Here is a 22,552-nt window from a genome sequence, read left to right as displayed (position 1 = left end):
GCCCGCTGCCACAGGCGCAACCCGGGGAAACACGAAGGCCCGGCACCCACCAGGGTGCCGGGCCTTCGCAGCGTTTCAGGACCGGGTGACGAGCCCGCGCAGGAAGAACGCGAGGTTCGCCGGACGCTCGGCCAGCCGGCGCATGAAGTAGCCGTACCACTCGTCGCCGCAGGGCACGTACACGCGCATCGTCTCGCCTTCGGCCGCGAGCCGCTTCTGCTCCTCGGGCCGGATGCCGTACAGCATCTGGTACTCGTGGTCGCCGGACGTGCGGCCGGCGTCGGCGGCGAGCTTGCCCGCGATCGCGATCATCCGCGGGTCGTGCGAGGCCACCATCGGGTAGCCCTTGCCCTCCATCAGCACGCGCAGGCAGCGCACGTAGGACTTGTCCACTTCGGACTTGTCCTGGAACGCCACCGACTCCGGCTCGGCGTAAGCGCCCTTGCACAGCCGCACGCGCGACCCGGGACCGGACAGCTCGCGGCAGTCCTGCTCGGTGCGGTGCAGGTAGGCCTGCAGGACCGCGCCCACCCACGGGTACTCGGCGCGCAGCTCGCGGAGGATGCCGAGCGTCGAGTCCGTGGTGGTGTGGTCCTCCATGTCGAGCGTCACTGTCGCGCCGACCGCTTCGGCCGCCGCGCAGATCTTCCGCGCGTTTTCGAGCGCGACGCCCTCGCCGTCGCCCGGCAGGAACTGCCCGACCGCGGACAGCTTCACCGAGACGTCCGCGCCCTTGGCGAGGCCCTGTTCGGACAGCGCCGTCAGCAACTCCTCGTACGCCTGCACGGTGGCGGTGGCCTGTGCGGCGTCGGTGGTGTCTTCGCCGAGGTGGTCGATGGTGATCTTCCGGCCGTCGGCGGCCAGTTCCCGTGCGGCGCGCACGGCGTCGGCGATAGCCGAGCCGGACACGAACCGGCGCACTACGGACCGGGTGACCGGTACCGCTTCGACGAGCGCACGCATCCGCTGCGAACGAGCGGCGGCGAGCAACGGGGCACGCAGCATGACGGTGTCTCCTTCTCAGCCCTGGTGCGGGTAGCGCACGGAGGTCGGCGGCACGAACGTCTCCTTGATCGAGCGCGGGCTCGTCCAGCGGAGCAGGTTGAAGACCGAGCCGGCCTTGTCGTTCGTGCCCGAGGCGCGCGCCCCGCCGAACGGCTGCTGGCCGACGACCGCGCCGGTCGGCTTGTCGTTGACATAGAAGTTGCCCGCGGCGAACCGCAGCGCCTGCGAAGCCTTCGCGACGGCCGTGCGGTCGTTCGCGATGACGGCGCCGGTGAGGGCGTACGAAGCGGTCTCGTCGACCAGCTGCAGCACGGAGTCGAAGTCAGCGTCTTCGTACACATAGACCGACAGGATCGGGCCGAAGTACTCAGTGCTGAAGATCTCGTGCTTCGGGTTCGTCGACACAAGGACGGTCGGCTGCACGAAGTAGCCGATGCTGTCGTCCGCAGTGCCGCCGACGAGGATCTCGACCTCGCTGTCGTTCTTAACGCGCTCGAAGAGCGAGGCGTGCTTGTCGAAGGCCCGACGGTCGATCACTGCGCCACCGAAGTGCGACAGGTCGGTGACATCGCCGTACGAGAGCGCGGCGGTCTCGGACGCAAGGCCGTCCTTCAGCTGCTCCCAGACGCTGCGCGGCACGTACGCACGCGAAGCGGCGGAGCACTTCTGGCCCTGGTACTCGAAGGCGCCACGGACAAGCGCGGTGCGAAGCACGTCGATGTCGGCCGACGGGTGCGCGAGCACGAAGTCCTTGCCGCCGGTCTCGCCGACGAGACGCGGGTAGCTGCGGTAGCCGGCGATGTTCGCGCCGACAGTGCCCCACAGGTGCTGGAAGGTCGCGGTGGAGCCGGTGAAGTGGATGCCCGCCAGGTCGCGGTGCGTCAGCGCGACCTCGGAGACAGCCTTGCCGTCGCCCGGCAGCAGGTTGATCACGCCCGGCGGCATGCCGGCCTCTTCGAGCAGCCGCATGGTCAGGTGCGCGGCGAAGCTCTGCGTCGGCGACGGCTTCCACAGCACCGTGTTGCCCATCAGGGCGGGCGCGGTGGGCAGGTTGCCGGCGATGGCAGTGAAGTTGAAGGGCGTGATCGCGTACACGAAGCCCTCGAGCGGACGGTGCTCCATCCGGTTCCACACGCCCGGCGAGCTGACTGGCTGCTGGTCGAGGATGCTGCGGCCGAAGGCGACGTTGAAGCGCCAGAAGTCGGCGAGCTCGCACGCGGAGTCGATCTCGGCCTGCGTCGCGGTCTTCGACTGACCGAGCATGGTGGCCGCGTTCAGCGTCGAGCGCCACGGGCCGCTCAGCAGGTCAGCGGCGCGCAGCAGGATCGCCGCACGGTCGTCGTAGGACAGCGCGCGCCACTCCGGAGCGGCCTTCGCGGCGGCAGCGATCGCGTCGGTCGCGTCCTGCTTCGTGGCGCTCTGGATGGTGCCGAGGACATGGCCGTGGTTGTGCGGCTGGACAACGTCGATCTTCTCGCCGCCGCCCGCGCGCTGCTCGCCGCCGACGGTGACCGTCAGGTCGACGGGACCGGCCTGACCCAGTTTCTTCAGCGCACCCTCCAGCTCGGCGCGCTCGGCGCTGCCCGGCGCGTATGTCAGCACCGGCTCGTTCTTCGGGGCGGGGGTCTGGGTCACGGCGTCCACGGCGGCTCCCTCGTTGGCTTACTCGTCGGATGCCCGAAAGATAACGCTGCGCGGCGTTCAGGGGTTTGTTCAAGCAGCTAGAATCGCCCATATGGTTTTGTCCGATCGGCCTACGCGATGACGGCCGCCGAACCGTTCGCCGGTGCCTCGCTGCGGCACGTGCTCGCGACGCTCGGCGAACCGCTCGTGCGGGTGCTCGTCGCGCCGCGCGGACTGGGCGTTCCGGTGCAGGACGTGGTGATCCTCGACCCCGAGGACCCGCCCGAAACGCACCCCGGCGACCTGGTCCTGGTGATCGGCGCGCGCGGCCGGTCGGCAGCGGCGGCGATCCGGGCGGCCGGACGCGCCGGAGCGGCCGCGGTGGCCGTGAAGGGCGAAGGCGGCACGGACGTCGCGGCGGACGCTGGAGTCGCGCTGCTCACGGTCGGCGCGGAGGCGCGGTGGGAGCAGGTCGAGGCGCTGGCGCGCGGGGTCGTCGACGCGGCCCGCGCGGGCGGCGAAGCGGAGACCGGCGAGGTGCTCGGCGACCTGTTCGCGCTGGCCCAGACGGTCGCGACGCTCACCGGCGGCCTGGTCAGCATCGAGGACACCGCGAGCCGCGTCCTGGCGTATTCACGAGCCGGCGACGAGGTCGACGAGCTGCGGCGGTTGTCGATCTTGGGCCGCGAAGGACCGGAACGGTACCTCGCGATCCTCCGCGAATGGGGCGTCTACCAGCGATTGCGGGCCGGCGAAGGAATCGTGCGCGTGGACGAGCGCCCGGAGCTGGGAATCCGCCGCCGCATCGCCGCCGGGATCCACGCCGGATCGCAGCCGCTCGGCACGATCTGGGTCCAGGAAGGCGCGCAGCCGCTGACCGAACAAGCCGAGGTGGCGCTGCTCGGCGCGAGCAGAACCCTTGCCCCACAACTGATCCGCGCCCGAACCCTGCCCGATCCGCAACTTCGGCTGCGCGAAGATTTGCTCGCCGGGCTGCTGGAAGGACGCGTCGACGCCGAGTCGGTCGCAGACGACATCGGTGCCGATCCGGCGCGTCCAGCACAGGTTTTGGCGTTCACGCTTTCCCGGCAGCAGACGACGGCCGCTTCGGACCGGTTGCTGCGCCGGGCAGAATTGGTGCACCTGATCGCCGTGCACACCGCGGCCTATCGGCGGACCGCGCTCGTGAGCGTGCTCGGCGGCCGGGTGTACGCGTTGCTCCCGGATCTGCCGGAACACTCGGATGCGCCAGTGCTGGCGTTGGCGAAGGAAATCGTTGGTGCGGCACGGAAACACCTCGACGTCCCGGTCCGGGCCGCGCTCGGCGGGGTCGTGCCGAGACTGTCGGACGCGGCGTTGTCGCGCGGCGACGCCGATCGGGTGCTGATGGCGATGACGCGCGGTCATTGGCCGTCCGACGTCGCGTCGCTGGCTGACGTCCGGGCGGACGTGTTGCTGTCGGAAGTGTTGGCCTACTTGGGAGATCAGCCCCGGTTGCGCGATCCGCGGCTCGCGCAACTGCGTGCCCACGACGCCGACCACGGTGACATCCTGATCCCCGCGGTGCTGGCGTATCTGAACGCTTTCGGCGACGTCCGCACGGCCGCGCGCTCGCTGAACATCCACCCGAACACCGTGCGCTACCGGGTGCGGCGGGCGTCGGAGGTGTCCGGGATCGACCTGACTGATCCGGCTCAGCGGCTGCTCACTGAACTGTTGCTGCGGCTGTAAATCGGATGCCGCGGGGGTTCGTGATCGCTAAAGTGCCGTCGTGGACCTCTTCTTCCGCTCCTGGAACGCGCTGCAGAACGCCGTGAAATCGCTTGAAGGCGGGCAGTGGCTGGCCCCGTCGGGATGCACCGGCTGGCTGGTGCAGGATCTGGTATTCCACCTGGTCATCGACGCGCAGGACATCCTGATCACGCTCGCGACCCCCGCCGAAGGCGAGCCGACGCACACCGCCGCGCAATACTGGGAACTCGGCACCGACCTGCCGACCGGCATGGACGAAGAAGGCCTGTTCACCCGCCGCGCGGCGCTCAGCTACGGCTCCACCGCCTGGCTGGCGCACCACTTCGACGACCTCGCCCAGGCAGCCGGACGCGCGGCCGCGCTCGCGGACCCGGCGTCGAAGGTCGAAACCCGCGACTACGTGCTCACGGTCGCAGACTATTTCGAGACCTACGTCGTGGAAGCGACGTTGCACCACTTGGACCTCGTCATGCATCTGTCCGGAGTGGACGGTCCAGACGCAGACTGCCTGGCCGCGACCCGGCGAACCGTCGAAACCGCGCTGGGTTCACCACTTCCGGCAGCGCTGGACGACCAAGCCGCGCTCCTGGTAGCGACCGGCCGCCGTGCCGCGACCGACGAGGAAAAAGCGGCGCTGGGGTCGCTGACGGAGAAGCTGCCGATCGTCCTCGGCTAGACCGAAAGCCGTTCCGCCGCAGTCAACTCAGCAAGCGCGGCAAACGATTCGACGCGCGCCGCCGGGTCGTAAGTGCTGGTGCTGACGAGCAACTCGTCCGCCCCGGTCGAGTCGACCAGATCCGCGAGACGTGCGCCGACCTCGTCCGGGGTGCCGCTGATCTGCCCGGCCAACGTGTCGTCGAGACGACGGCGTTCACGGTCGGTCATCGGCAGCGCCAAAATCTCGTCCGCAGGCGAAAGCGGCGGGAAAACGCCATGGCTGCGCGAGTACACAGTGGACCAAGCCTCGGGCACCAGCAGCCGCCGAGCCTCCTCCGCGGTGTCCGCCACCGCGACCGCTGTCGACACGACGACATAGGGATCGTCCACATCGGACCGGAACGTTTCGCGGTACCGCGAAATCGCCTCGACCATCGCACGCTGCCCATGGGCCGGAGCGATCACCAGCGGCAACCCGAGCCCAGCGGCCAACTCCGCCCCCGCACCAGTCGCAAGCAAGAACACCGGCACCGACAACCCCTCGGCCGGGATCGCGTGTACCCCGTCGTGCTCACCCCGGAAGAACGCGAGAAGCTCGCGAACCTGCCCGTCGAAGCCGTCGGCCGCGTCCTTGCCTTGGCCAAGCGCACGCCGCACCGGCTCGATGAACCCGACAGAACGCCCGATCCCGAGATCGATCCGCCCGGGAAACAAGGACTCCAGAATCCCGAACTGCTCAGCAACCACGAGCGGCCGATGGTTGGGCAACATCACGCCCCCGGACCCGACCCGGATACGCGAGGTCGCAGACGCAACGGCGGACGCGAGCACCGCAGGCGAAGACCCGGCGACCCCAGGTACGCCATGGTGTTCGGAAACCCAGAACCGGTGATAGCCGAGAGCTTCGATGTCACGCGCGAACGCGACCGTGTCCCGGATCGCCTGCGCGGTCCCCCGCCCTCGCCGCACGGGCGACCGGTCCAGCACAGAAATCGGAACGTCCACGCCCACGGCAACGCCATCCGGACAGCGCGAATTCCCCGCCCCCACGACCGTCCGTGAGGGCCACCCTCATTGACTCTGATTCCCTCAGGGTTCCCCTCACGGCCCTAAAACCGCAGCCGGTGCACCCAACCATCGAGGCACCCACACCTCCCCCGCACCCCGATACGAAGCTCCCCTGCGGTCGGTGGGTGCTTGTCAAGGCATCTTTCCCGCCTTGACAAGCACCCACCGACCGTCAGCACAATCAAACTTCGGGGTGCCCCACGCAACCACCGTGCGAATGTCGCCGCCAGGCGACGAGCCGAGCCCGCTCAAGGCCTCCACCGCTCGCTGTAATCCGGATGATCCGCATACGGCAACGCCAGCAACCGCAACGTCAAACACCAATTCGACCCGGCCTCGTCCGCGGGCACATGACAGGTCTCACACCAATACTCGCTGCCGTACAACGGAAACCCGGGCACCTTCTCCGACACCGTGGTCCGATGCGCGAGCATGATCCGCCGCGTCGCCTCGATCTCGTTGATCATCTGGTTGACCACGTCGAGTTCGAGGTCGCCAAGGGAGCGGACCCGCTCCTCGAGCCCGACCTTGGCCTCGCCGCGGTTGAGCGACTCGCCGGCCTTGCCCTTCTGCACCGCCTGCATGATCAGCGCCTGCCGCTGTCCGACGCGCGCGGCCAGGAACGCGATCAGGTCGTCCACGACGTCTCCCTCCTCCGGTCCCGGCTCCCCTCCGGTTCCGGCAATAGTCGCACCTCGACCCCGGCGCGTTACCGCTTAGCGGTGCACCTCACGGTAATCGACCTCGGAAAAACCAGTACGACCTGCGGAAACATTCGCGAAATTCCCCGCAATGTTGATCACCGAGAGTGAACACGCCCGGCGATCGGACGATCACGCCTGGTCGGATCGGGCCTTGCTCGGCTGCACCCGCTTCGGTTCGCCAGGCATTTTCGGGTAGTCCGGCGGGTATGGCAGTTCCGCACCGCCGAGGTCGCGGTCGTCGCGCTCGTACCACTCCAGCAGCGTCTCCAGTCCGAACGCCTTCTCGTCCATCGGCGCGTGGAGGTCGCCGTGCTCAGCGAGGAAGCCGGGGACGGTCAGGACGTCGAAGTCGTCCGGGTCGACGTCGGCGAGCAAGTCCCAGGTCAGCGGGGTCGACACGGTCGCGCGCGGGGTGCCGCGCACTGACCAGGTGGAGGCGACCGTCCGGTCCCGGGCCGCCTGGTTGTAGTCGAGGAAGACGCGGCCGCCGCGTTCCTCCTTCCACCAGGACACCGTCGCTTTGTCCGGGATCCGCCGTTCGACCTCGCGGCCGAGCGCGATCACCGCGTGCCGCACCGCGATGAAGTCCCATTCCGGGCGGATCCGCACGAGGACGTGCACGCCGCGGCCGCCGGAGGTCTTCGGGTAGCCGGTGAGCCCGGCGTCGGCGAGCACCTCGCGGACGACGCCGGCGACCTCGACCGCGTCGGCGAACCCGGCGCGCTCCGGCGGGTCGACGTCGATCCGCAGCTCGTCCGGGTGATCCAGGTCAGGACGGCGGACCGGCCACGGGTGGAAGTCGAACGTGCCGAGGTTGGCCGCCCAGGCGAACACCGCGGGTTCGGTCGGGCAGACCTCGTCGGCGGTGCGGCCGGACGGGAAGGTGATCCGCGCGGTCTCGAGCCAGTCCGGCGCACCCTTGGGCACGCGCTTGGCGTAGAACCACTCACCGGTGACGCCGTCGACGTAGCGTTTCAGCGTGGTCGGCCGCTCGCCGATCGCGCGCAGCAACGGATCGGCCACGGCGAGGTAGTACTCGACCACCTGCCGCTTCGTGATGCCGCGTTCGGGGAAGTAGACCTTGTCCGGGCTCGACACCCGGACGGTGCGCTCCCCCACCTGGTACTCGACCGGATCGCCGTTTTTGGCCATGCGGCCACCGTAGCCGCGAGTGCCGTACCGTGGCGGGGTGTCCGGGAGAACCAAGCTGATCGCCGCCCTGGTCGTGCTAGCTCTTCTCGGCGCCGCCGCGCTGTGGCTGCCGATTCCGGGACCGGCGCAGCTGCGCACCTGGGCCGCGGAGACCGGATCGATGACTCCGCTGGTGCTCGTCGTGGCTTACTCGTTGCTCACCGTCGCGCCGATCCCGCGCACGGTGTTCAATCTGGCCGCCGGTTTGCTCGTCGGGAGCGTCGCGGGGGTGGTCATCGCCTTGGCGGCCACCACGATCGCCGCCGGGCTGGCGTACGGGCTGGCCCGGCTGCTCGGCCGCGACTTGATCCTGCGGCACCTCCACCGCGCGCCGGTGCGGGCGGTCAACGACCGGCTCTCCGACGGCGGCGTGCTCGCCATCACGTCGCTGCGGTTGATCCCGGTCGTCCCGTTTTCGGCGATGAACTACCTGTGCGGCGTTTCGTCCGTGAAACTCGTTCCGTACCTTGCCGGAACGGCGCTCGGGAGCGTCCCCGGAACCATCGCGGTGGTTGTTTTCGCGGACGCGCTGACCGGCGACACGCCGCCCGCATTGCTGGCTTGCTACGCGGTCTTCGCCGCGCTCGGCGCGGCAGGATTGGTGCGGGTGCTGCGGAAGCGCGTCCCCGCCGCCGAGCCGGAGGCGCCCGTGCCGTCGGCACCGGCTGGCTGACGGCGGGCAGGTACTTCCGACCGCTACACTCGTTCGGGTGCGCGAGGGGTATCCGCGCTGCGCACGACCACGATCACGGGACTTTCGTCAGGAGCGGGCGTCATCGACACCGGGCAGCTGATCGCGGGGCACTACCGCCTCGTCGAGCACATTGGTAGCGGTGCCATGGGCGTGGTGTGGCGTGCCGTGGACGTGCGCCTGGAGCGGTCGGTGGCGATCAAGCAGATCCTGCCGCAGCCGGGCGTCTCCGAGGCCGAACGCGACAACATGCGCCAGCGCGCGATGCGCGAGGCGAAGAACGCGGCCCGTTTCCAGCACCCCAACGCGATCGTCGTGTTCGACGTCGCCGAGCACGGCGGCGACCCGTGCCTGGTGATGGAGTACCTCAACGGCCCGAGCCTCTCCGCGGTGCTGTCCGAACAGGGCACGCTGCCGGTCGGCCAGGTCGCGCGGATCGGCGAGCAGGTCGCCGCGGCGCTCGTGGCCGCGCACCGCGCCGGGATCGTGCACCGGGACGTCAAGCCCGGCAACATCCTCATCGACGAAACCGGCACCGCGAAAATCACCGACTTCGGCATCTCCCGCGCGGCCGGCGACATGACGCTCACCCAGACCGGCCTCATCGGCGGCACCCCGGCGTACCTCGCCCCCGAACTGGCCCGCGGCGCCGACCCGGTGCCCAGCTCGGACGTCTTCGCCCTCGGCGCGACGCTCTATCAGGCGATCGAGGGGCAGACGCCGTACGGCAACACCACGAACCAGCTCGCGCTGCTCTACGCGGCGGCGAACGGCCAGGTCAACCCGCCGACGCAGGCCGGTCCGGCGACCGCGTTGCTGATGAGCCTGCTGCGCAGCGAGGCTTCCGAGCGGCCGAGCATGGCCGAGGCGCGGGAGCGGCTGGCTCAGCTGGCGACCGGGGAACCGGCTGCGCCGCAGCAGTTGCTGTCGGGGAATCGCGGTCCGGGGTCCCGTCCGCCGTGGGCGCGTGCGAGTGCTCCGGCAGCGGCTGCCGCTGCTGCGCCGAAGGCTCCGTCTAACCCGCCTCGGACGCCGACTGCTGCGTTCATGCCGATGGGTGCGCCTTCGCGTCCCGCTCCCCCGGCGAACACTCCGCCGCGTCCGCAGCCCGCTGTGCGGCCTACGCCGACTGCTGCCGCGCCGAACTACTCCGGTGCTGGGTCGGGGGATCGGGTTTCGCCTGCTGCGGCGCGGAAGAAGAAGATGGCGTTCCTCGCTGGCGGTGCCGCGGCGGTCGTTGCGGTGGCGTTGGTGGTGTTTCTCGTGTTGAGCAGCAGTCGGGACAAGGGCGGCAGTTCGTCGAACGCGCAGCCGCCCGCGCCGAACTCCTCCGCTCCGGCGTCTCCGTCGAGCACGCCGAGTTCCTCTGCGCCGCCGGTCAAGTCCAACGGCACCGTGCAGTGGGGGCCAGCGGGTGATCGGGTCATTGATTTTTACGGGGCTGTGGGAAAACCCGAGGCGTGGGCGATGCTGACCCCCTCGGCGCAGGCAGCCTTCGGCGATCAGGCCGCGTTCGCCTCGTACTGGGCACAGAACAAGTTGAACACCTACCGGAACGCGAGCGTTTACAAACGCCAGAACAACCCGGACGGCTCCGCCGACGTTCAGATCACGCTGATTCCGGAAAACGGCGCGCAGACGCAGAAGGTCGTGCAGGTCATCGCCACGGAGGACGGCACGCTGATGATCAACAGCGACCCTCGCCTCGGAAGCGACGCGCCAGCGCAGTGACACTCGCCGCAGAGGTGGGTCCAGCGGGACGAATAGCCTACCTTTGAAGCATGGCCGAGAACGGAGCTCTGCCGCCGGGCTGGAATCCTCGGTTCCACGAGGATCTGGTCGGGCTGGATCCGTACGACCCGGAGGCCCGTGCGTTCGCCGCCCATCTCGACCGGATGGAGCGCACCGGGCCGACTTTCACCGTCGAGGCGTGCCTGGACCAGGTCGCCGACTTCGCCGAGTCCAGCAACCGCACCGGCGGGCTCCGCTACTGGGTGTCCGCGCTGGTCGTGGTGCTGATCGTGCTCGGGCTGCTGGTCACCGCCTGGGACATCGCGCTGCACACGGTCGCTTTTCTCTCCAGGTAACGTGGGAAGGGTGAAAGGTATGAAACCCGTCGTCGGCACCACTCCGCGCGTGGTGAAGTCCGACCAGGAATGGCGGGAGCAGCTTGCCCCCGAGGAGTACGCGGTGCTCCGGCAAGCCGGCACCGAACGGCCGTTCACCGGCGAGTACACCGACACCAAGACCACCGGCGTGTACGAGTGCCGGGCTTGCGGCGCGGAGCTGTTCCGCAGCGACACGAAGTTCGAAAGCCACTGCGGCTGGCCGTCGTTCTACGACCCGGCGGACTCCGACGCGGTGCTGCTGCGCGAGGACCGCACCATGGGCATGCGGCGCATCGAGGTGCTGTGCGCCTCGTGCCACAGCCACCTCGGGCACGTGTTCGAGGGCGAGGGCTACGCGACCCCGACCGACCAGCGGTACTGCATCAACTCGATTTCCCTGAAGCTCGTCGAGGACTCCGGCGACTGACGCCGAGGTCCGCTGAAACCGCCCTTCCCGCTCCCGGGGAGGGCGGTTTTTCGTCCGGCGGCAACCCCGGGCACGCGGGTAACGTGGTTTGTTCATCCGGAGGGGGACCGTGATGGACTGGACGATCGAACGCGCGATGCCGGCCGCGCTGATCCTGGTGCTGGCGCTGGTCTGCTGGTGGCTCGGACGGCGTACCGCCGCCCGGCTGCACCGGGGCAGGCATCCCGAAACCCGGCTGACGTCCGCGGCGCAGGTCGCGTTGCTGACGAACGGACCGTTCCGCGTCGCCGAGACGACGGTCGCCTCGATGCTGGAGCGGGAGCAACTGCGCGCGGATTCCGTGGGACGGCTGTATCGCACGCCGACTGAGCCGTCGGACGCGCTGAGCAGGGAAGCTGCCGAGCTGACCGGCACGGGGGTCGGGATCGCGACGGTGCTGCGCGGTCTCGTCTGGGGCGACACGGTCCGCGAACTGGTCGACGACCTCACCAAGCGCGGACTGCTGGTCGACGGCCAGGCGCTGCGCAAGGCGTGGAAGTGGACCGCGATCGGAGAAGCGGTGCTGGCGACGGCCGGTGTGGCGGCGTTCGTCGGCGGGCTGAACGGCTACGTGCTGATTTCGGTTCTGCTGCCCGCGTGGTTCGTGTTCGCCGCGCTGTCCCGTCGCCGGGCGGCCCGGCGGATCCGGCCGACCGACGCCGGACGTGAAGCAGCCGAAGCGGCGTGGCCGGATCAGAGCCTGATCAGCGGGCTGACCGGGAGCGTCGCGGTCGGCGGACTGTCGAACCACCCGGATCGCGAGCTGCGGGTCGCCCTGCTCCGCGGGCTCCCGGCGACCCGTCGGGCGGGGGCGGCCATCGCGGGAGCCGCGGGCGGGTTCGCCGGACCGGCGGGGTACTGGGCCGCCGGGACGGGCTGCGGGTCTGGCTGCGGCGGCGGAGCGGGCTGCGGCTCCGGATGCGGCGGTTCCGGGTGCGGGTCGGGATGCGGTGGCGGGTGCGGCGGGGGCTGCGGCGGCGGGAACAGCTGAGCCGGGAACGAACCGGACATCGAGTGCGTCAGTTCTGCCGACAGCCTCCGGCGACCGGCCGGTTAGGGTTCCGGCAACGCTGAAACGAGGGGGAAGCCGTGGACGAACCATGGGGCATTTCCGGCCCGCAATTCCTGCTGATCTTCGGCCTGGCGCTGGCCGTCGTCCTGCTGGTGCAGATCAGCTGGCCGTCGATCGCGCGGTCGCGGCGAGGGAACGCGCCCGCGACCGTCGAGGCGCCGCTGCAGCCGGACGTCTACCAGCTCGCGTACCTGGCCGGCGGCTCGGACCGCACGGTCGACACCGCGATCGCGACGCTGCTGGAACAGGAACTCCTGCGGGTGAGCAGCAAGGGCAAGCTGAGCGCGATCGGCAAGCGACCGGCTCGCAAGAGGCTGGAACGCGCGGTGCACGACGCCGCGCAGGGCGGAACGGCGACCGTCGCCATGGTGCGCAAGTCGCCGGCGGTCCAGCCGGAAGTGGAGAAGATCCGCCAGGACCTCGAACGACGCGGGCTGCTCGTCGCCGGCGACGGACTGGACGGCTTCCGCGCCGGGATCGTGGCCGCGTACGCCGTGTTGCTGCTGATCGGGATCGTCCGCGCGGTCAACGGAGCGCAGCTGGACCGGCCGATCGGCGGGCTGATCGGGTTGCTCGTCGTGGCCGGGACCCTGACGTTGATCGCTTACGCGGTCCGCAAGGGCTCGAAGACCTCCCGCCCGACCGACGCGGGTCACGCGATCGTCGTGCGCGCCCGCGAAGACGCGAAGGCTGCCGAGGAGCGGCCTGAGGAGTTCGCTGCCACGAACCGGAACGGCAACGGAGCGTTGCTCGTCGGCGCCGCGGCGGTGGTCGCGCTCGGCGGAATCGCGCTGTACCCGGACGAGGAGATGAGCACAGCGCTGATCAGCGGCGGCGGCAGCTGGACCGGGGGCGGTGGGTCGAGCGGCGGATCGTCGTGCAGCAGTGGCGGTTCCTCGTGCAGCAGCGGGTCTTCGTGCGGCGGAGGCAGCAGTTGCGGCGGCGGGGGCGGCTGCGGCGGATAACCGAAGGAGGGAGGCGCCGTGCACGAGCCTTGGGGGATCTCCGGCCCGCAGTTCCTGGCGGTCTACGGTTCCGCGCTGGCCTTGACGCTGGCGGTGCAGCTGGTCTGGCCGCTGCTGCGCCAAGCGCCCGCGGACGTGCACCGTCCGCTCGACGTCTACCAGCTCGCCTGTCTCGTCGGCGGCCCTCACCGCACGGTCGACACGGCGATCGCGGCGTTGCTGGAGCGCGGGCTGCTGCGGGTCGACAGCAGGGGCCAGCTCACGGCTGTCTCCGGAGCGCCGACGGGGCCGGTTGAGCAGGCGGTCTACGAGGCCGTGCGGAAGCGGCCCCACACGGCTTCGACGCTGCGTACGGCGGAAGCGGTCTCCGCGCCGGTGCGGAGCATCGGAAACGACCTCCGCAAACGCGGTCTGGTTACGATCGCCTCCGCCTCCTTCGCGACCGGAGTGGTTCTGGTCTACGTCGCCCTGTTCGCAGTCGGTCTGGTGCGCTCAGTGAACGGCTCCGCGCTGCATCGGCCGACTGCGGGATTGAACGTCCTGCTGGCCATCACCGCGATTCTGACGGTCCTGGCGGTGGCCGGTCGCAGGCGGCCGAAAGTCCGCCCGACCAAAGCCGGGCGCGCGCTGGTCGTCGCGGTGCGGACCAACCCAGTGACGCAGCGGGCGCAGTCCGGCGCGCTGCTGTTCGGTGCTGCTTCGCTGGTCGCGCTGGGCGGGTTCGCGCAGTACCCGGACCATGCGACAAGCTTGGCGTTGACGAGCGGTGCGGGAACGTCGTCCGGCGGTGGATCGTCCTGCGGCGGTGGCAGCGGGTGCGGAGGTGGGTGCGGTGGCTGACCGGTTGGGGATCGGCATCGGCTGGCGGCCGGAACTGGACCTGTCGATCGCGCGGCTGCCGGGCGTGGACTGGGTCGAGGTGGTCGCGGAGAATCTGCACGCCCCGCACCTACCGGAAAGCCTGCTAGCGCTGAAGGATCGCGGGATGCCGGTGCTGCCGCACGCGGTGTCGCTGTCGCTGGGCGGGGCCGAGCCGCTGGACACCGCGCGGGTGGAGCACCTCGCCGAACTGGCGCGGGCTCTCGACGCGCCGCTGGTCAGCGACCACGTGTGCTTCGTCCGCGCGGGCGGGCTCGACTCCGGCCATCTGATGCCGCTGCCGCGCTCGCGTGCGGCGCTGGACGTGCTGGTGGACAACGTCCGGCTCGCACAGTCCATTGTGGACGTACCGTTCGCGCTGGAGAACATCGCCGCGCTGCTGGAGTGGCCGGACAACGAGCTGACCGAGGAACAATTCCTCACCGAGCTGACCGAGCGGACCGGCTGCCTGCTGATCATCGATGTCGCGAACCTCTACGCGAACGCGCGCAACGTGGGCACCGATCCGGTGGCGTTCCTGGACGGGATTCCGTGGGAACGGCTCGCGTACGTGCACATGGCGGGCGGCGTGGAGCGCGACGGGGTTTATCACGACACGCACGCGCATCCGGTGCTGCCGGAGGTGCTGGATCTGCTCGCCGAACTGCGTCGGCGCACGGATCCGCCGGGCGTTCTCCTGGAGCGCGACGACGACTACCCCACCGATTCCGAACTCGCCGCCGAACTGGTCGCATTGCGCACCGCGGTGACGTTGTGAGCCGGGAAGAACTGGCGGCTCGGCAAGCTGCGCTGCTGGACAGCTTGTTGACCGGGGCCGAGGCGCCGTCCGGCTTCGATGCCTCGCGGTTGCGCATCGAAGCGGACGTCCTGCTCGCCAAGCGACGGCGGCTGGTGGCTTACCTGCGGCCGGACCTGCCCGAGGCGCTGGGCCCGCGGTATCGGCCATTGTTCGACGCGTACGCGGCGGAGCGTCCGAAGACGACTTCGATCCGGGCGCGCGAGTATGCCGACGCGTTTGCGGAGTGGCTCATCGCCCGCGGTGACCTGCCCAAACCTCGACGCAGATGGTTCCGGCGCTGAGCCCGTTCGGTTTTTGTCGGTGGTGCTGGCTACGCTGACGACATGTCTGGTTACGGCGGTGTTATCCGATCTCTGCCGAGCCGGGAGGGAGGGAACCTGTCGTGAACGGATTCTGGGCCGCGGTGAGCCCGATGCTGCTCGTCTACGTCGCCACCGCCGCGGGTTTGGCGAGCATTTTGGCCACTGGCAAGGACAAGCTGGCCACACAGGCGTCCGCGCCGGAGTCGGCCGCCGTGCCGCGCGATGTCTACGACGTCGCGTACCTGGCGGGCGGGCGGCCTCGGCTGGTCGAGGCCGTGATCGCGACGCTGTTCGCGCGCGGCCAGCTGCAGGTCGGGTCGCTGGGCGAGATCGTCGCCGCTGGTCCGCCGCCAGCGTCGCCGCCGCTTGAGCAAGCCGTGCATCAGGCGGCTGGTCGCGGTCGTCTCGCCTCGTGGGTCGCGCGATCGTCGGTGCTCAAGCCTGCGATCCGGGCGCTCGAAACCGATCTCGTCCAGCGGCGGCTGGTCAGCAGGCGCAGGCCGTTGACGGGTCTCGGGTACACACTCACCGCGGTGGCCGTGGTCGTGCTGGCGGCCGGGGTGGGGCGGCTGGTCTACGACGTGGGCCGGTCTCATCTGAACGCCATGGTGGTGCTTGTTTTCGGCGAGGTGGCGCTGACGCTCTGGCTCTGTCTCGTCGGCAGCCAGCGGATCACCAAGCAGTTCGGCGAACGGAAGGTCAGTTCGCTGCCGCCGACGACTGCGGGGGCGACGGTCCTCGCACGGGCCGAACAGCAGGCGGCTGCGGGTGGCGGCGCAGGACCGGCTGAACTGGTCGCGGTGGGCGGGCTGGCGGCTTATCCGGACAAGCGGGTTACAGGAGGGCTTATGCCGATTTAGCCGCTGCTTCACGGGCGGCGTTCGCTGGCGGTGCTACAGGAGGCTGGGGGTGGGCACGGCAGCGCTCGCGTGACCGGCGTGCGAGCCGGGACTGGCGGGACGACCGCAGACCTGGGCGCGCGGGAGCTGGCGGTGCTCGCTGGACTGGCAGGTGTCACGCGAGGCTGACAAGGCGCTCGCCGGACCGACGCGACACTCGCGGGGCCGACGGCGCTCACCACACCGGCGGCACCACGCGAAACCACCACGGCGCTCTTGCGGAACGCGGCACCCACGAGACCGGTGCAGCACACCGGTGTCCGTGTCGCCAGCGCGGCCGCTCAACGGGTCTGGCGTCGCTTACGAGACCGGCTGAGGCACGACCGGCGACCACACCGGCGATCCGCCCCGGGTCGGTGCGACGGGTGGTCCCAGTGCGGCGGCGCACCCGGCAGCTCGCCGGCCATCCGCACGCGGGTCACCTGGCCGACGTCGCGCACGAGGCCGGTGCAGCACACCGGTGTCCGCGTCGCCAGCGCGGCCATTCGCCGAGGCTAGCGCCGCTTACGAGAGTGGCTGAGGCACCACCGGCGACCACACCGGCGTGTCCGAGCCAGGCCGGTGCGACGGGTGGTCCCAGTGCGGCCGCTCGCCCGGCAACTCGCCGACCATCCGCACGCGAGTCAGCTCGCCGAAGCCGCGCACGAGGCCGGTGCAGCACACCGGTATCCGCGTCGCCAGCGCGGCCGCTCGCCGGGTCCGGCGTCGCTTACGAGACCGGCTGAGCCACGACCGGCGACCACACCGGCGTATCCGCGCCAGGCCGGTGCGACGGGTGGTCCCAGTGCGGCGGCGCGCCCGGCAACTCGCCGGCCATCCGGACGCGGGTCAGCTGGCCGAAGTCGCTGTCGACCGTCTCGAGCACGTCCGTGTAGTCCACTTCGGACGGTTCCGGATCCTTGCGGCCCAAGGAATCCAGCCACCGTCCGGTGCCGGCGAGGGACAGGCGGGCGTGCCAGGTGCCGCCGTCGGTGACTGTGCGGCGGATGGCCGTCATGATGGCGGCGGCGGTGAGCCAGCCGGTGGCGTGGTCCAGTGCTTGCGCGGGCAGCGGCACCGGGGCGTCGGTGGCGTACTCCTCGGCGATGCCGGACGACATCTGCACGAGGCTGTCGAAGCCGCGGCGGCGGGCCCACGGGCCGGTCCAGCCGTATGCCGAGATATCCGCGACCACGAGGCCTGGGCGGAGTTCGGCGAGCTCTTCCGGGCCGAAGCCGATGCGGGCGAGTGCGCCGGGGCGGAAGGTCTGGAGCAGGACGTCCGCGCGGGCGATGAGCTTCTTCAGCTTCGCGCGGCCGCCCTCGGTGTCGAGTGCGATGAACGCCGAGCGCTTGCCCTGGCCGGTGTCCATGGTCAGGACCGGGATTCGCGGCAGGTGTGCGGCACCGACGTGCAGCACGTTCGCGCCGTGCGCTGCCAGCACGCGGCCTGCGACGGGTCCGGCGAGGACGTGCGTCAGTTCCAGCACGCGGACGCCGCCCATCGGACGGTCCGAGTCGAACAGCGTGCGCTTCGGCGCGTCGCCGATGCGGTTCAGTTCGACCAGCGGCAAGTCCGCGACGGCTTGGCCTTGCGGGTGTGCCAGCCAGTCCTCGCGCGAGCGCATCAACGCTGCCGCGCCGCCCGCGGTCACCACGGCGGATTCGACCTCTGCCATGGATTTCGCGGCCACGGTCTTGGTTACGGCTTCGCGGGTCGCCGGGACGCCGAGCGCCCAGCAGACCGCCGCTTCATGCCGTGGGGTGTTGCAGTGCAGCTTGATCCAGCCGTCGGCGGCGCGGTAGTCGCCCGCAATGCGGCCCCACGGGCTCGGTCCGGGCTCGCCGTCGATGCGCAGCAACTGCTCGCTGCGGAACGCGGCGGCGGCGTGCCGGGTGTCGACCGACACCGTGCCTGGGTCGATGCCGCGCAGCCGCAGCAGTTCACCCGCGGACAGGGTGGCCGCGGCGATGCTCGCGGTCGCCATGGCGGGGACCCGGAAGTGTCCGGGCAGCACGGATTCGTCGCCGGTCAAGGACACGGCGGGCAGCGGTTCCCCGGCGAGCGACTGCCAGGCCCCGGCGAGTACGTCCTGCACCGGCGGTTACGGCAGAGCCGCGACGAGTTCGGCGGGCGGCACCTTCGTGCCGGTGTAGAACGGGATTTCGACGCGCACGTGGCGACGCGCCTCGGTGTTGCGCAGGTGGCGCATCAGGTCGACGATCCGGTGCAGTTCGTCGGCCTCGAAGGCGAGGATCCACTCGTAGTCGCCGAGCGCGAACGACGCGACGGTGTTGGCGCGCACGTCCGGGTAGTCCCGCGCCTCCTTGCCGTGGTCGGCCAGCATCTTGCGCCGGTCCTCGTCGGGCAGCAGGTACCAGTCGTAGGACCGGACGAACGGGTACACGCAGATGTACTTGCGCGCATCCTCGCCGGCCAGGAACGCGGGCACGTGGCTCTTGTTGAACTCGGCGGGCCGGTGCAGCGCGGTCTGGCTCCAGACCGGCGTGGACGCGCGGCCGAGCGGCGTGCGCCGGAACCCGGTGTAGGCAGCCTGAACCTGCTCGATCTCCTCGGCGTGCCACCAGATCATGTAGTCCGCGTCAGCCCGGAGGCCGGACACGTCGTACACGCCCCGGACGACGACGCCCTTGGCCTCGAGCCCGTCGAGGTACTCGGCTGTCTCCCGGCCCGCGGCGCCGCGGTCCTCCCCCAACTTCCCCGGTTCGATCCGGAAGACCGACCACGTGGTGTAGCGGATCGTGTCGTTGAGTTCGTTGTAATTCAGCCGCGCCATGACTCCATCCTGGCACTCCTCGCACGGCGATCGCCATGGGGCTCCGTCACACGAAGAGCTGCTCCGCGATCCGCCGGGCAGCGGCGTCGGCCGTGGCCACGCACGCTGGCAGGCCAACGCCGTGCAGCGTGGCGCCCGCCACGGCCAGGCCCGGGACATCTGCGACTGCCCTCTCGATCCGGGTCACCCGTTCCAGGTGCCCCGTGCCGTATTGCGGGAGGCCGCCGCCCCAGCGCGTCACCAGGGTGTCGATCGGCTTCGCGGTGACGCCGGCGAGCCGGGCCAGATCCGCGCGGACCGCTGCGACCAGGGCATCGTCGTCGCCGTTCAGCGCGCCGGGCTCGCCGAACCGGCCGACTGAACCGCGTACCAGCACCGGTCCGGCGTCGCCGAGGTGAGCCCACTTGTTCGACGAAAACGTGAACGCCTTGGACGCGTACGGCACGCCTTCCGCGTCCCGCTCCCCCGCGCCGATGAGGATTCCGGACGCATCCGGCAGCTCCGTGCCGGGCGGGAACGCGAACGCGACGACGGCCATCGACGCCAGTTCGACCTCGCCGAACGCGGTCGAAGCCGCCGGGACCACCCCGTCGAGCAGTTTCCGGGCGGCTGGCGCGGGCACGGCGAGCAGCACCGCGTCCGCATCCGCCGGGCTGTCGGCAAGCGCGTGCGCTGGCGCGGCAGCACCGAATTCGAGACGCCATCCGGACGGCGTCCGCGTCAGCGCGCGGACCGTCGACGAAGTGCGCAGTTCGGCGCCGGAAAGCTCCAGCAACCGGTCGAGCAAGCCTCGCAAGCCTCCGGTGAGGCTGCCGAAAACCGGTGCGGTGCCCGGCGTTTTCGGCAGCAGCGACGACGCAGCTTCGGTGAGCGAACCCGCTCCGCCGTCGATCGCGTTGGCCAGGCCGGGCATCGTCGCGCGGAGGCCGAGGCCGTCGGCACCGCCCGCGTACACGCCGCCCAGCAGCGGGTCGACCAGCCGGTCTACCAGCTCATCTCCGAAGCGTGTGCGCAGCAAGGGCCCGAGCGGGACGTCGCCCTCGCCCAGTTCGACCGGACCTAGCGAGCGTTCCTTCTCGACCGCGCTCCGGCCGTCCTCGGACAGCACGCCCGCGACCGAGTCCGCGGACGCCGGGACTCCCATCACGGTGCCGGGCGGCAGGCTCTGCACCGAACCGCCGGCGTGGATCTTGGCGCGCGCCTTCGTCGGATGGACCAGGCGATCGGCGAGGCCGACCTCCTCGACCAGCGAAACCATCTCGGGCCGCCGGGCGAGGAACGCCTCGGCCCCGACGTCGTAGCTGACTCCGCCGACCTCCGCCGTGCGCAGCTTGCCGCCGATCGCGGACGTGCTCTCGAAAACGGTGATCGTCACCCGGTCGCCGAGCAGCCGGCGCACCCGGTACGCCGCGGCCAGCCCGGAGATCCCGCCGCCGACGACCGCGACGTGTTTCACAGCGAGTGCACCAGGTCGACGACCCGCTTCAGCACCTCCGGGTCGACGCTCGGCAGCACGCCGTGGCCGAGGTTGAAGACGTGCCCGCGAGCCGCGCGGCCCTCTTCGACGATCCGGCGCACCTCGGCCTCCAGGACCGGCCACGACGCGTACAGCAGCGCCGGGTCGAGGTTGCCCTGCACGGACACCTTGCCGCCGAGCCGGTGGACCGCCACGTCGAGCGGGATCCGCCAGTCGACGCCGACCACGTCCGCGCCCGCCTCGCGCATCGCGCCGAGCAGTTCGCCGGTGCCGACGCCGAAGTGGATCCGCGGCACGTCGTACTCGCCGGCCACGGCCAGCACCCGGGTCGAATGCGGCAGCACGAACTCGCGGTAGTCGCGCTCGGACAGCGCACCGGCCCACGAGTCGAACAGCTGCACCGCGTCGACGCCCGCGTCGAGCTGGGCGCGCAGGAACGTGACGGCGATGTCGGCGAGGCGCGCGGCGAGGTCGTGCCAGACCTCGGGCTGCGAGTGCATCAGGGCTTTGGTGTGCTCGTGGTTGCGGCTCGGGCCGCCCTCGATCAGGTAGCTGGCCAGCGTGAACGGCGCGCCGGCGAACCCGATCAGCGGCGTTTCGCCGAGCCGCTCCACCAGCAGCCGGACGCCCTCGGCGACCTTGCCGACCTGCTCCGGTTCGAGCTTCGGCAGCGCGCGCACGGCGTCCGCGTCGCGCACCGGCGAGGCCACGACCGGGCCGGTGCCGGGGACGATGTCGATGTCGACGCCCGCCGCCTTGAGCGGGACCACGATGTCGCTGAACAGGATCGCCGCGTCGACGCCCAGCCGGCGGACCGGCTGCATCGTGATTTCGGCGAGCATCTCCGGGTCGAAGCACGCGTCGAGCATCGGGACGCCCTCGCGCAGCGCGCGGTACTCCGGCAGCGAACGACCGGCCTGGCGCATGAACCACACCGGAACGTGCGCCGGCCGCTCCCCGCGCGCGGCGGCGAGGAAGGCCGAGCCGGGCAGGGCGCGACGGGGCGAAACGGACGGGGCGCCGACGGGCGCGGACGAAACCTGAGGCACGAACCCCATGGTCCCACGCGGGCCCGACAGTCCCGGGCCGCCCCGTGTCCAACGCGCCCAGCCCCCGGCGGTGCGTCTTCCGCGGAGCGAGAGTCCGCCCAGCACAGCACAGCCGCGCAGATCCGCGAGGGGAACCCTGGGGAACGCGCCCAGCACCGGCGCAGCATCTACCGCAGAGCGAAAGGCCACCCAGCACAGCGCAGCGAGAGGACCCCTGGGGGAACGCACCCCAGCCCCGGCGCAGCATCTACCGCGGAACGAGGGTCCGCCCAGCACAGCGCGCTGATTAGGTCCACGGGGAACTCTGGGGAATCCGCTTCCCTCTCCCCCGCGAGAGGGAAGCGGAGGGCCGCCGGAGCCGTCCCGTGGTCTGATTCCGTCACGGACCTCCACACGCCGCGGCCCCGCGCAGGGGAGCCGAAGCGGTCCCGTGGGTCGCGGGTCGGTCTCGCTCGGCGCGCCTGCGTCCGCAACCGGGTGTCGCCGCCCTACAGTCGGAGCGTGACCGCGATGACGCCAGTGCCCGATCTCTTCCGCGAAGCCGTCGCGGCGCTGCAAGCCGTCCGGCCGCGCCCGGAGATCCGCCTGGAGACGATGCGTGCGCCGCAGCGGCTCGCGCCGTGGTCCTATGCGTTGAGCTGCGACGTTTCCGGGCCCGCGGACGTGCTGGCGTCCGGCAGGCTGGTCCTGCTGCACGACCCGGACGGCCAGGAGGGCTGGGACGGCGTGCTGCGGCTGGTCATGTACGTCCGCGCCGAGCTCGACCGCGAGCTGGCCACGGATCCGTTCCTCCCGGCGGTCGGCTGGTCGTGGCTCACCGACGCGCTGGAGGCCTCCGGTGCGTCGTGGAAGGCGCTCGGCGGCACCGTCACCGAGACGTCCTCGGCCCGGTTCGGCGACATCTCCGGTCCGGCCCGCACCGACGACCTCGAGCTGCGGGCGTCCTGGACCCCCACCGACGGCGCGCTCGGGCCGCACGGGCTCGCGTTCTGCCAGGTGATGGCGAGCGTCGTGGGGCTGCCTCCGGTGGGCGTCACGCTGTTCGAGCAGCGGCAGAGCTCCTGATTTC

The 22,552-nt window shown here is 70.8% G+C and carries 22 protein-coding genes; 13 read left to right on the top strand and 9 right to left on the bottom strand.

Annotated features, from left to right (window positions below; genetic code table 11):
- Nucleotides 1-75: 75 nt before the first annotated feature.
- Together WA670_RS17890 and pruA are read right to left on the bottom strand one after the other, a co-directional pair.
- Nucleotides 76-1,005: a proline dehydrogenase family protein gene (locus tag WA670_RS17890; RefSeq protein WP_336158316.1), complete on the bottom strand. Its 930-nt coding sequence runs from the start codon at nt 1,003-1,005 to the stop codon at nt 76-78.
- Between the two features lie 15 nt (nt 1,006-1,020).
- Complete coding sequence (gene pruA, locus WA670_RS17885; RefSeq protein WP_336158315.1) at nt 1,021-2,649, bottom strand: L-glutamate gamma-semialdehyde dehydrogenase; 1,629 nt, start codon at nt 2,647-2,649, stop codon at nt 1,021-1,023.
- Between the two features lie 117 nt (nt 2,650-2,766).
- Here pruA and WA670_RS17880 point away from each other — a divergent pair, with 117 nt between their 5' ends.
- Together WA670_RS17880 and WA670_RS17875 are read left to right on the top strand one after the other, a co-directional pair.
- On the top strand, nt 2,767-4,359 hold the full coding sequence (locus WA670_RS17880) for a PucR family transcriptional regulator (RefSeq protein ID WP_336158314.1): 1,593 nt from the start codon (nt 2,767-2,769) through the stop codon (nt 4,357-4,359).
- Between the two features lie 40 nt (nt 4,360-4,399).
- The gene (locus WA670_RS17875) at nt 4,400-5,056 is read left to right on the top strand and encodes a maleylpyruvate isomerase N-terminal domain-containing protein (RefSeq protein WP_336158313.1); all 657 of its coding nucleotides are present in this window, start codon (nt 4,400-4,402) and stop codon (nt 5,054-5,056) included.
- Here WA670_RS17875 and WA670_RS17870 read toward each other — a convergent pair.
- From WA670_RS17870 to WA670_RS17860, 3 genes are all read right to left on the bottom strand, one after another.
- Nucleotides 5,053-6,048 carry an LLM class flavin-dependent oxidoreductase gene (locus tag WA670_RS17870; RefSeq protein ID WP_037819038.1) on the bottom strand — a complete coding sequence of 332 codons (996 nt, stop codon included), beginning with the start codon at nt 6,046-6,048 and terminating at the stop codon, nt 5,053-5,055. The two genes, WA670_RS17875 and WA670_RS17870, sit on opposite strands and share 4 nt — an antisense overlap.
- Before the next feature lie 305 nt (nt 6,049-6,353).
- Nucleotides 6,354-6,746, bottom strand: a complete 393-nt coding sequence (locus WA670_RS17865; protein WP_134666391.1) for a DUF6221 family protein — start codon at nt 6,744-6,746, stop codon at nt 6,354-6,356.
- Between the two features lie 192 nt (nt 6,747-6,938).
- Nucleotides 6,939-7,961: a DNA polymerase domain-containing protein gene (locus tag WA670_RS17860; RefSeq protein WP_238607481.1), complete on the bottom strand. Its 1,023-nt coding sequence runs from the start codon at nt 7,959-7,961 to the stop codon at nt 6,939-6,941.
- 37 nt (nt 7,962-7,998) lie between these two features.
- Between WA670_RS17860 and WA670_RS17855 the strand changes: the two genes are divergently transcribed.
- From WA670_RS17855 to WA670_RS17810, 10 genes are all read left to right on the top strand, one after another.
- On the top strand, nt 7,999-8,673 hold the full coding sequence (locus tag WA670_RS17855) for a TVP38/TMEM64 family protein (protein WP_336158312.1): 675 nt from the start codon (nt 7,999-8,001) through the stop codon (nt 8,671-8,673).
- Between the two features lie 117 nt (nt 8,674-8,790).
- Nucleotides 8,791-10,422, top strand: coding sequence for a serine/threonine-protein kinase (locus WA670_RS17850; protein ID WP_336158450.1), 1,632 nt, complete (start codon nt 8,791-8,793; stop codon nt 10,420-10,422).
- 50 nt (nt 10,423-10,472) lie between these two features.
- Nucleotides 10,473-10,778: a hypothetical protein gene (locus WA670_RS17845; RefSeq protein ID WP_009075657.1), complete on the top strand. Its 306-nt coding sequence runs from the start codon at nt 10,473-10,475 to the stop codon at nt 10,776-10,778.
- Nucleotides 10,779-10,797: 19 nt separating this feature from the next.
- Nucleotides 10,798-11,226, top strand: a complete 429-nt coding sequence (gene msrB / locus WA670_RS17840) for a peptide-methionine (R)-S-oxide reductase MsrB (RefSeq protein ID WP_037819046.1) — start codon at nt 10,798-10,800, stop codon at nt 11,224-11,226.
- A gap of 112 nt (nt 11,227-11,338) precedes the next feature.
- Complete coding sequence (locus WA670_RS17835) at nt 11,339-12,256, top strand: TIGR04222 domain-containing membrane protein (RefSeq protein WP_336158311.1); 918 nt, start codon at nt 11,339-11,341, stop codon at nt 12,254-12,256.
- A 98-nt stretch (nt 12,257-12,354) separates the two neighbouring features.
- The gene (locus tag WA670_RS17830) at nt 12,355-13,302 is read left to right on the top strand and encodes a TIGR04222 domain-containing membrane protein (protein WP_037819051.1); all 948 of its coding nucleotides are present in this window, start codon (nt 12,355-12,357) and stop codon (nt 13,300-13,302) included.
- Nucleotides 13,303-13,320: 18 nt separating this feature from the next.
- On the top strand, nt 13,321-14,142 hold the full coding sequence (locus WA670_RS17825; RefSeq protein ID WP_336158310.1) for a TIGR04222 domain-containing membrane protein: 822 nt from the start codon (nt 13,321-13,323) through the stop codon (nt 14,140-14,142).
- Nucleotides 14,135-14,938 carry a DUF692 domain-containing protein gene (locus tag WA670_RS17820; protein ID WP_037819213.1) on the top strand — a complete coding sequence of 268 codons (804 nt, stop codon included), beginning with the start codon at nt 14,135-14,137 and terminating at the stop codon, nt 14,936-14,938. The genes WA670_RS17825 and WA670_RS17820 overlap by 8 nt, the downstream gene beginning before the upstream one ends.
- Complete coding sequence (locus WA670_RS17815) at nt 14,935-15,261, top strand: hypothetical protein (protein WP_037819056.1); 327 nt, start codon at nt 14,935-14,937, stop codon at nt 15,259-15,261. Before WA670_RS17820 ends, WA670_RS17815 begins: the two co-directional genes overlap by 4 nt.
- Nucleotides 15,262-15,362: 101 nt before the next feature.
- Nucleotides 15,363-16,142, top strand: a complete 780-nt coding sequence (locus tag WA670_RS17810) for a TIGR04222 domain-containing membrane protein (protein ID WP_037819058.1) — start codon at nt 15,363-15,365, stop codon at nt 16,140-16,142.
- Between the two features lie 748 nt (nt 16,143-16,890).
- Here the strand turns inward: WA670_RS17810 and WA670_RS17805 are convergent.
- Genes WA670_RS17805 through hemE form a run of 4 tightly spaced genes read right to left on the bottom strand, consistent with a single transcriptional unit; the run spans nt 16,891 to nt 21,492 of the window.
- Nucleotides 16,891-18,258 carry a CoA transferase gene (locus WA670_RS17805; RefSeq protein WP_336158309.1) on the bottom strand — a complete coding sequence of 456 codons (1,368 nt, stop codon included), beginning with the start codon at nt 18,256-18,258 and terminating at the stop codon, nt 16,891-16,893.
- A 6-nt stretch (nt 18,259-18,264) separates the two neighbouring features.
- A complete protein-coding gene (gene hemQ, locus WA670_RS17800; RefSeq protein WP_238607490.1) occupies nt 18,265-18,957 on the bottom strand; it encodes a hydrogen peroxide-dependent heme synthase in 693 nt (230 codons plus the stop codon).
- 46 nt (nt 18,958-19,003) lie between these two features.
- The gene (hemG, locus tag WA670_RS17795; protein WP_336158308.1) at nt 19,004-20,413 is read right to left on the bottom strand and encodes a protoporphyrinogen oxidase; all 1,410 of its coding nucleotides are present in this window, start codon (nt 20,411-20,413) and stop codon (nt 19,004-19,006) included.
- Nucleotides 20,410-21,492, bottom strand: a complete 1,083-nt coding sequence (hemE, locus tag WA670_RS17790; protein WP_238607492.1) for a uroporphyrinogen decarboxylase — start codon at nt 21,490-21,492, stop codon at nt 20,410-20,412. Before hemE ends, hemG begins: the two co-directional genes overlap by 4 nt.
- A 492-nt stretch (nt 21,493-21,984) precedes the next feature.
- Here hemE and WA670_RS17785 point away from each other — a divergent pair, with 492 nt between their 5' ends.
- Nucleotides 21,985-22,548, top strand: coding sequence for a DUF3000 domain-containing protein (locus WA670_RS17785; RefSeq protein ID WP_037819065.1), 564 nt, complete (start codon nt 21,985-21,987; stop codon nt 22,546-22,548).
- The last annotated feature ends 4 nt before the right edge of the window (nt 22,549-22,552 follow it).

Origin of the sequence: Amycolatopsis sp. VC5-11, assembly GCF_037034185.1 — a bacterium.
Lineage (GTDB): Bacteria > Actinomycetota > Actinomycetes > Mycobacteriales > Pseudonocardiaceae > Amycolatopsis > Amycolatopsis nivea.
This window is presented reverse-complemented; position numbering and strand designations above follow the sequence as displayed.

Coding starts and splice junctions, on each gene's coding strand:
- WA670_RS17890 (WP_336158316.1), bottom strand. CDS start 1,005: ATGCTGCGTGCCCCGTTGCTCGCCGCCGCTCGTTCGCAGCGGATGCGT.
- WA670_RS17880 (WP_336158314.1), top strand. CDS start 2,767: ATGACGGCCGCCGAACCGTTCGCCGGTGCCTCGCTGCGGCACGTGCTC.
- WA670_RS17860 (WP_238607481.1), bottom strand. CDS start 7,961: ATGGCCAAAAACGGCGATCCGGTCGAGTACCAGGTGGGGGAGCGCACC.
- WA670_RS17845 (WP_009075657.1), top strand. CDS start 10,473: ATGGCCGAGAACGGAGCTCTGCCGCCGGGCTGGAATCCTCGGTTCCAC.
- msrB (WP_037819046.1), top strand. CDS start 10,798: ATGAAACCCGTCGTCGGCACCACTCCGCGCGTGGTGAAGTCCGACCAG.
- WA670_RS17835 (WP_336158311.1), top strand. CDS start 11,339: ATGGACTGGACGATCGAACGCGCGATGCCGGCCGCGCTGATCCTGGTG.
- hemQ (WP_238607490.1), bottom strand. CDS start 18,957: ATGGCGCGGCTGAATTACAACGAACTCAACGACACGATCCGCTACACC.
- hemE (WP_238607492.1), bottom strand. CDS start 21,492: ATGGGGTTCGTGCCTCAGGTTTCGTCCGCGCCCGTCGGCGCCCCGTCC.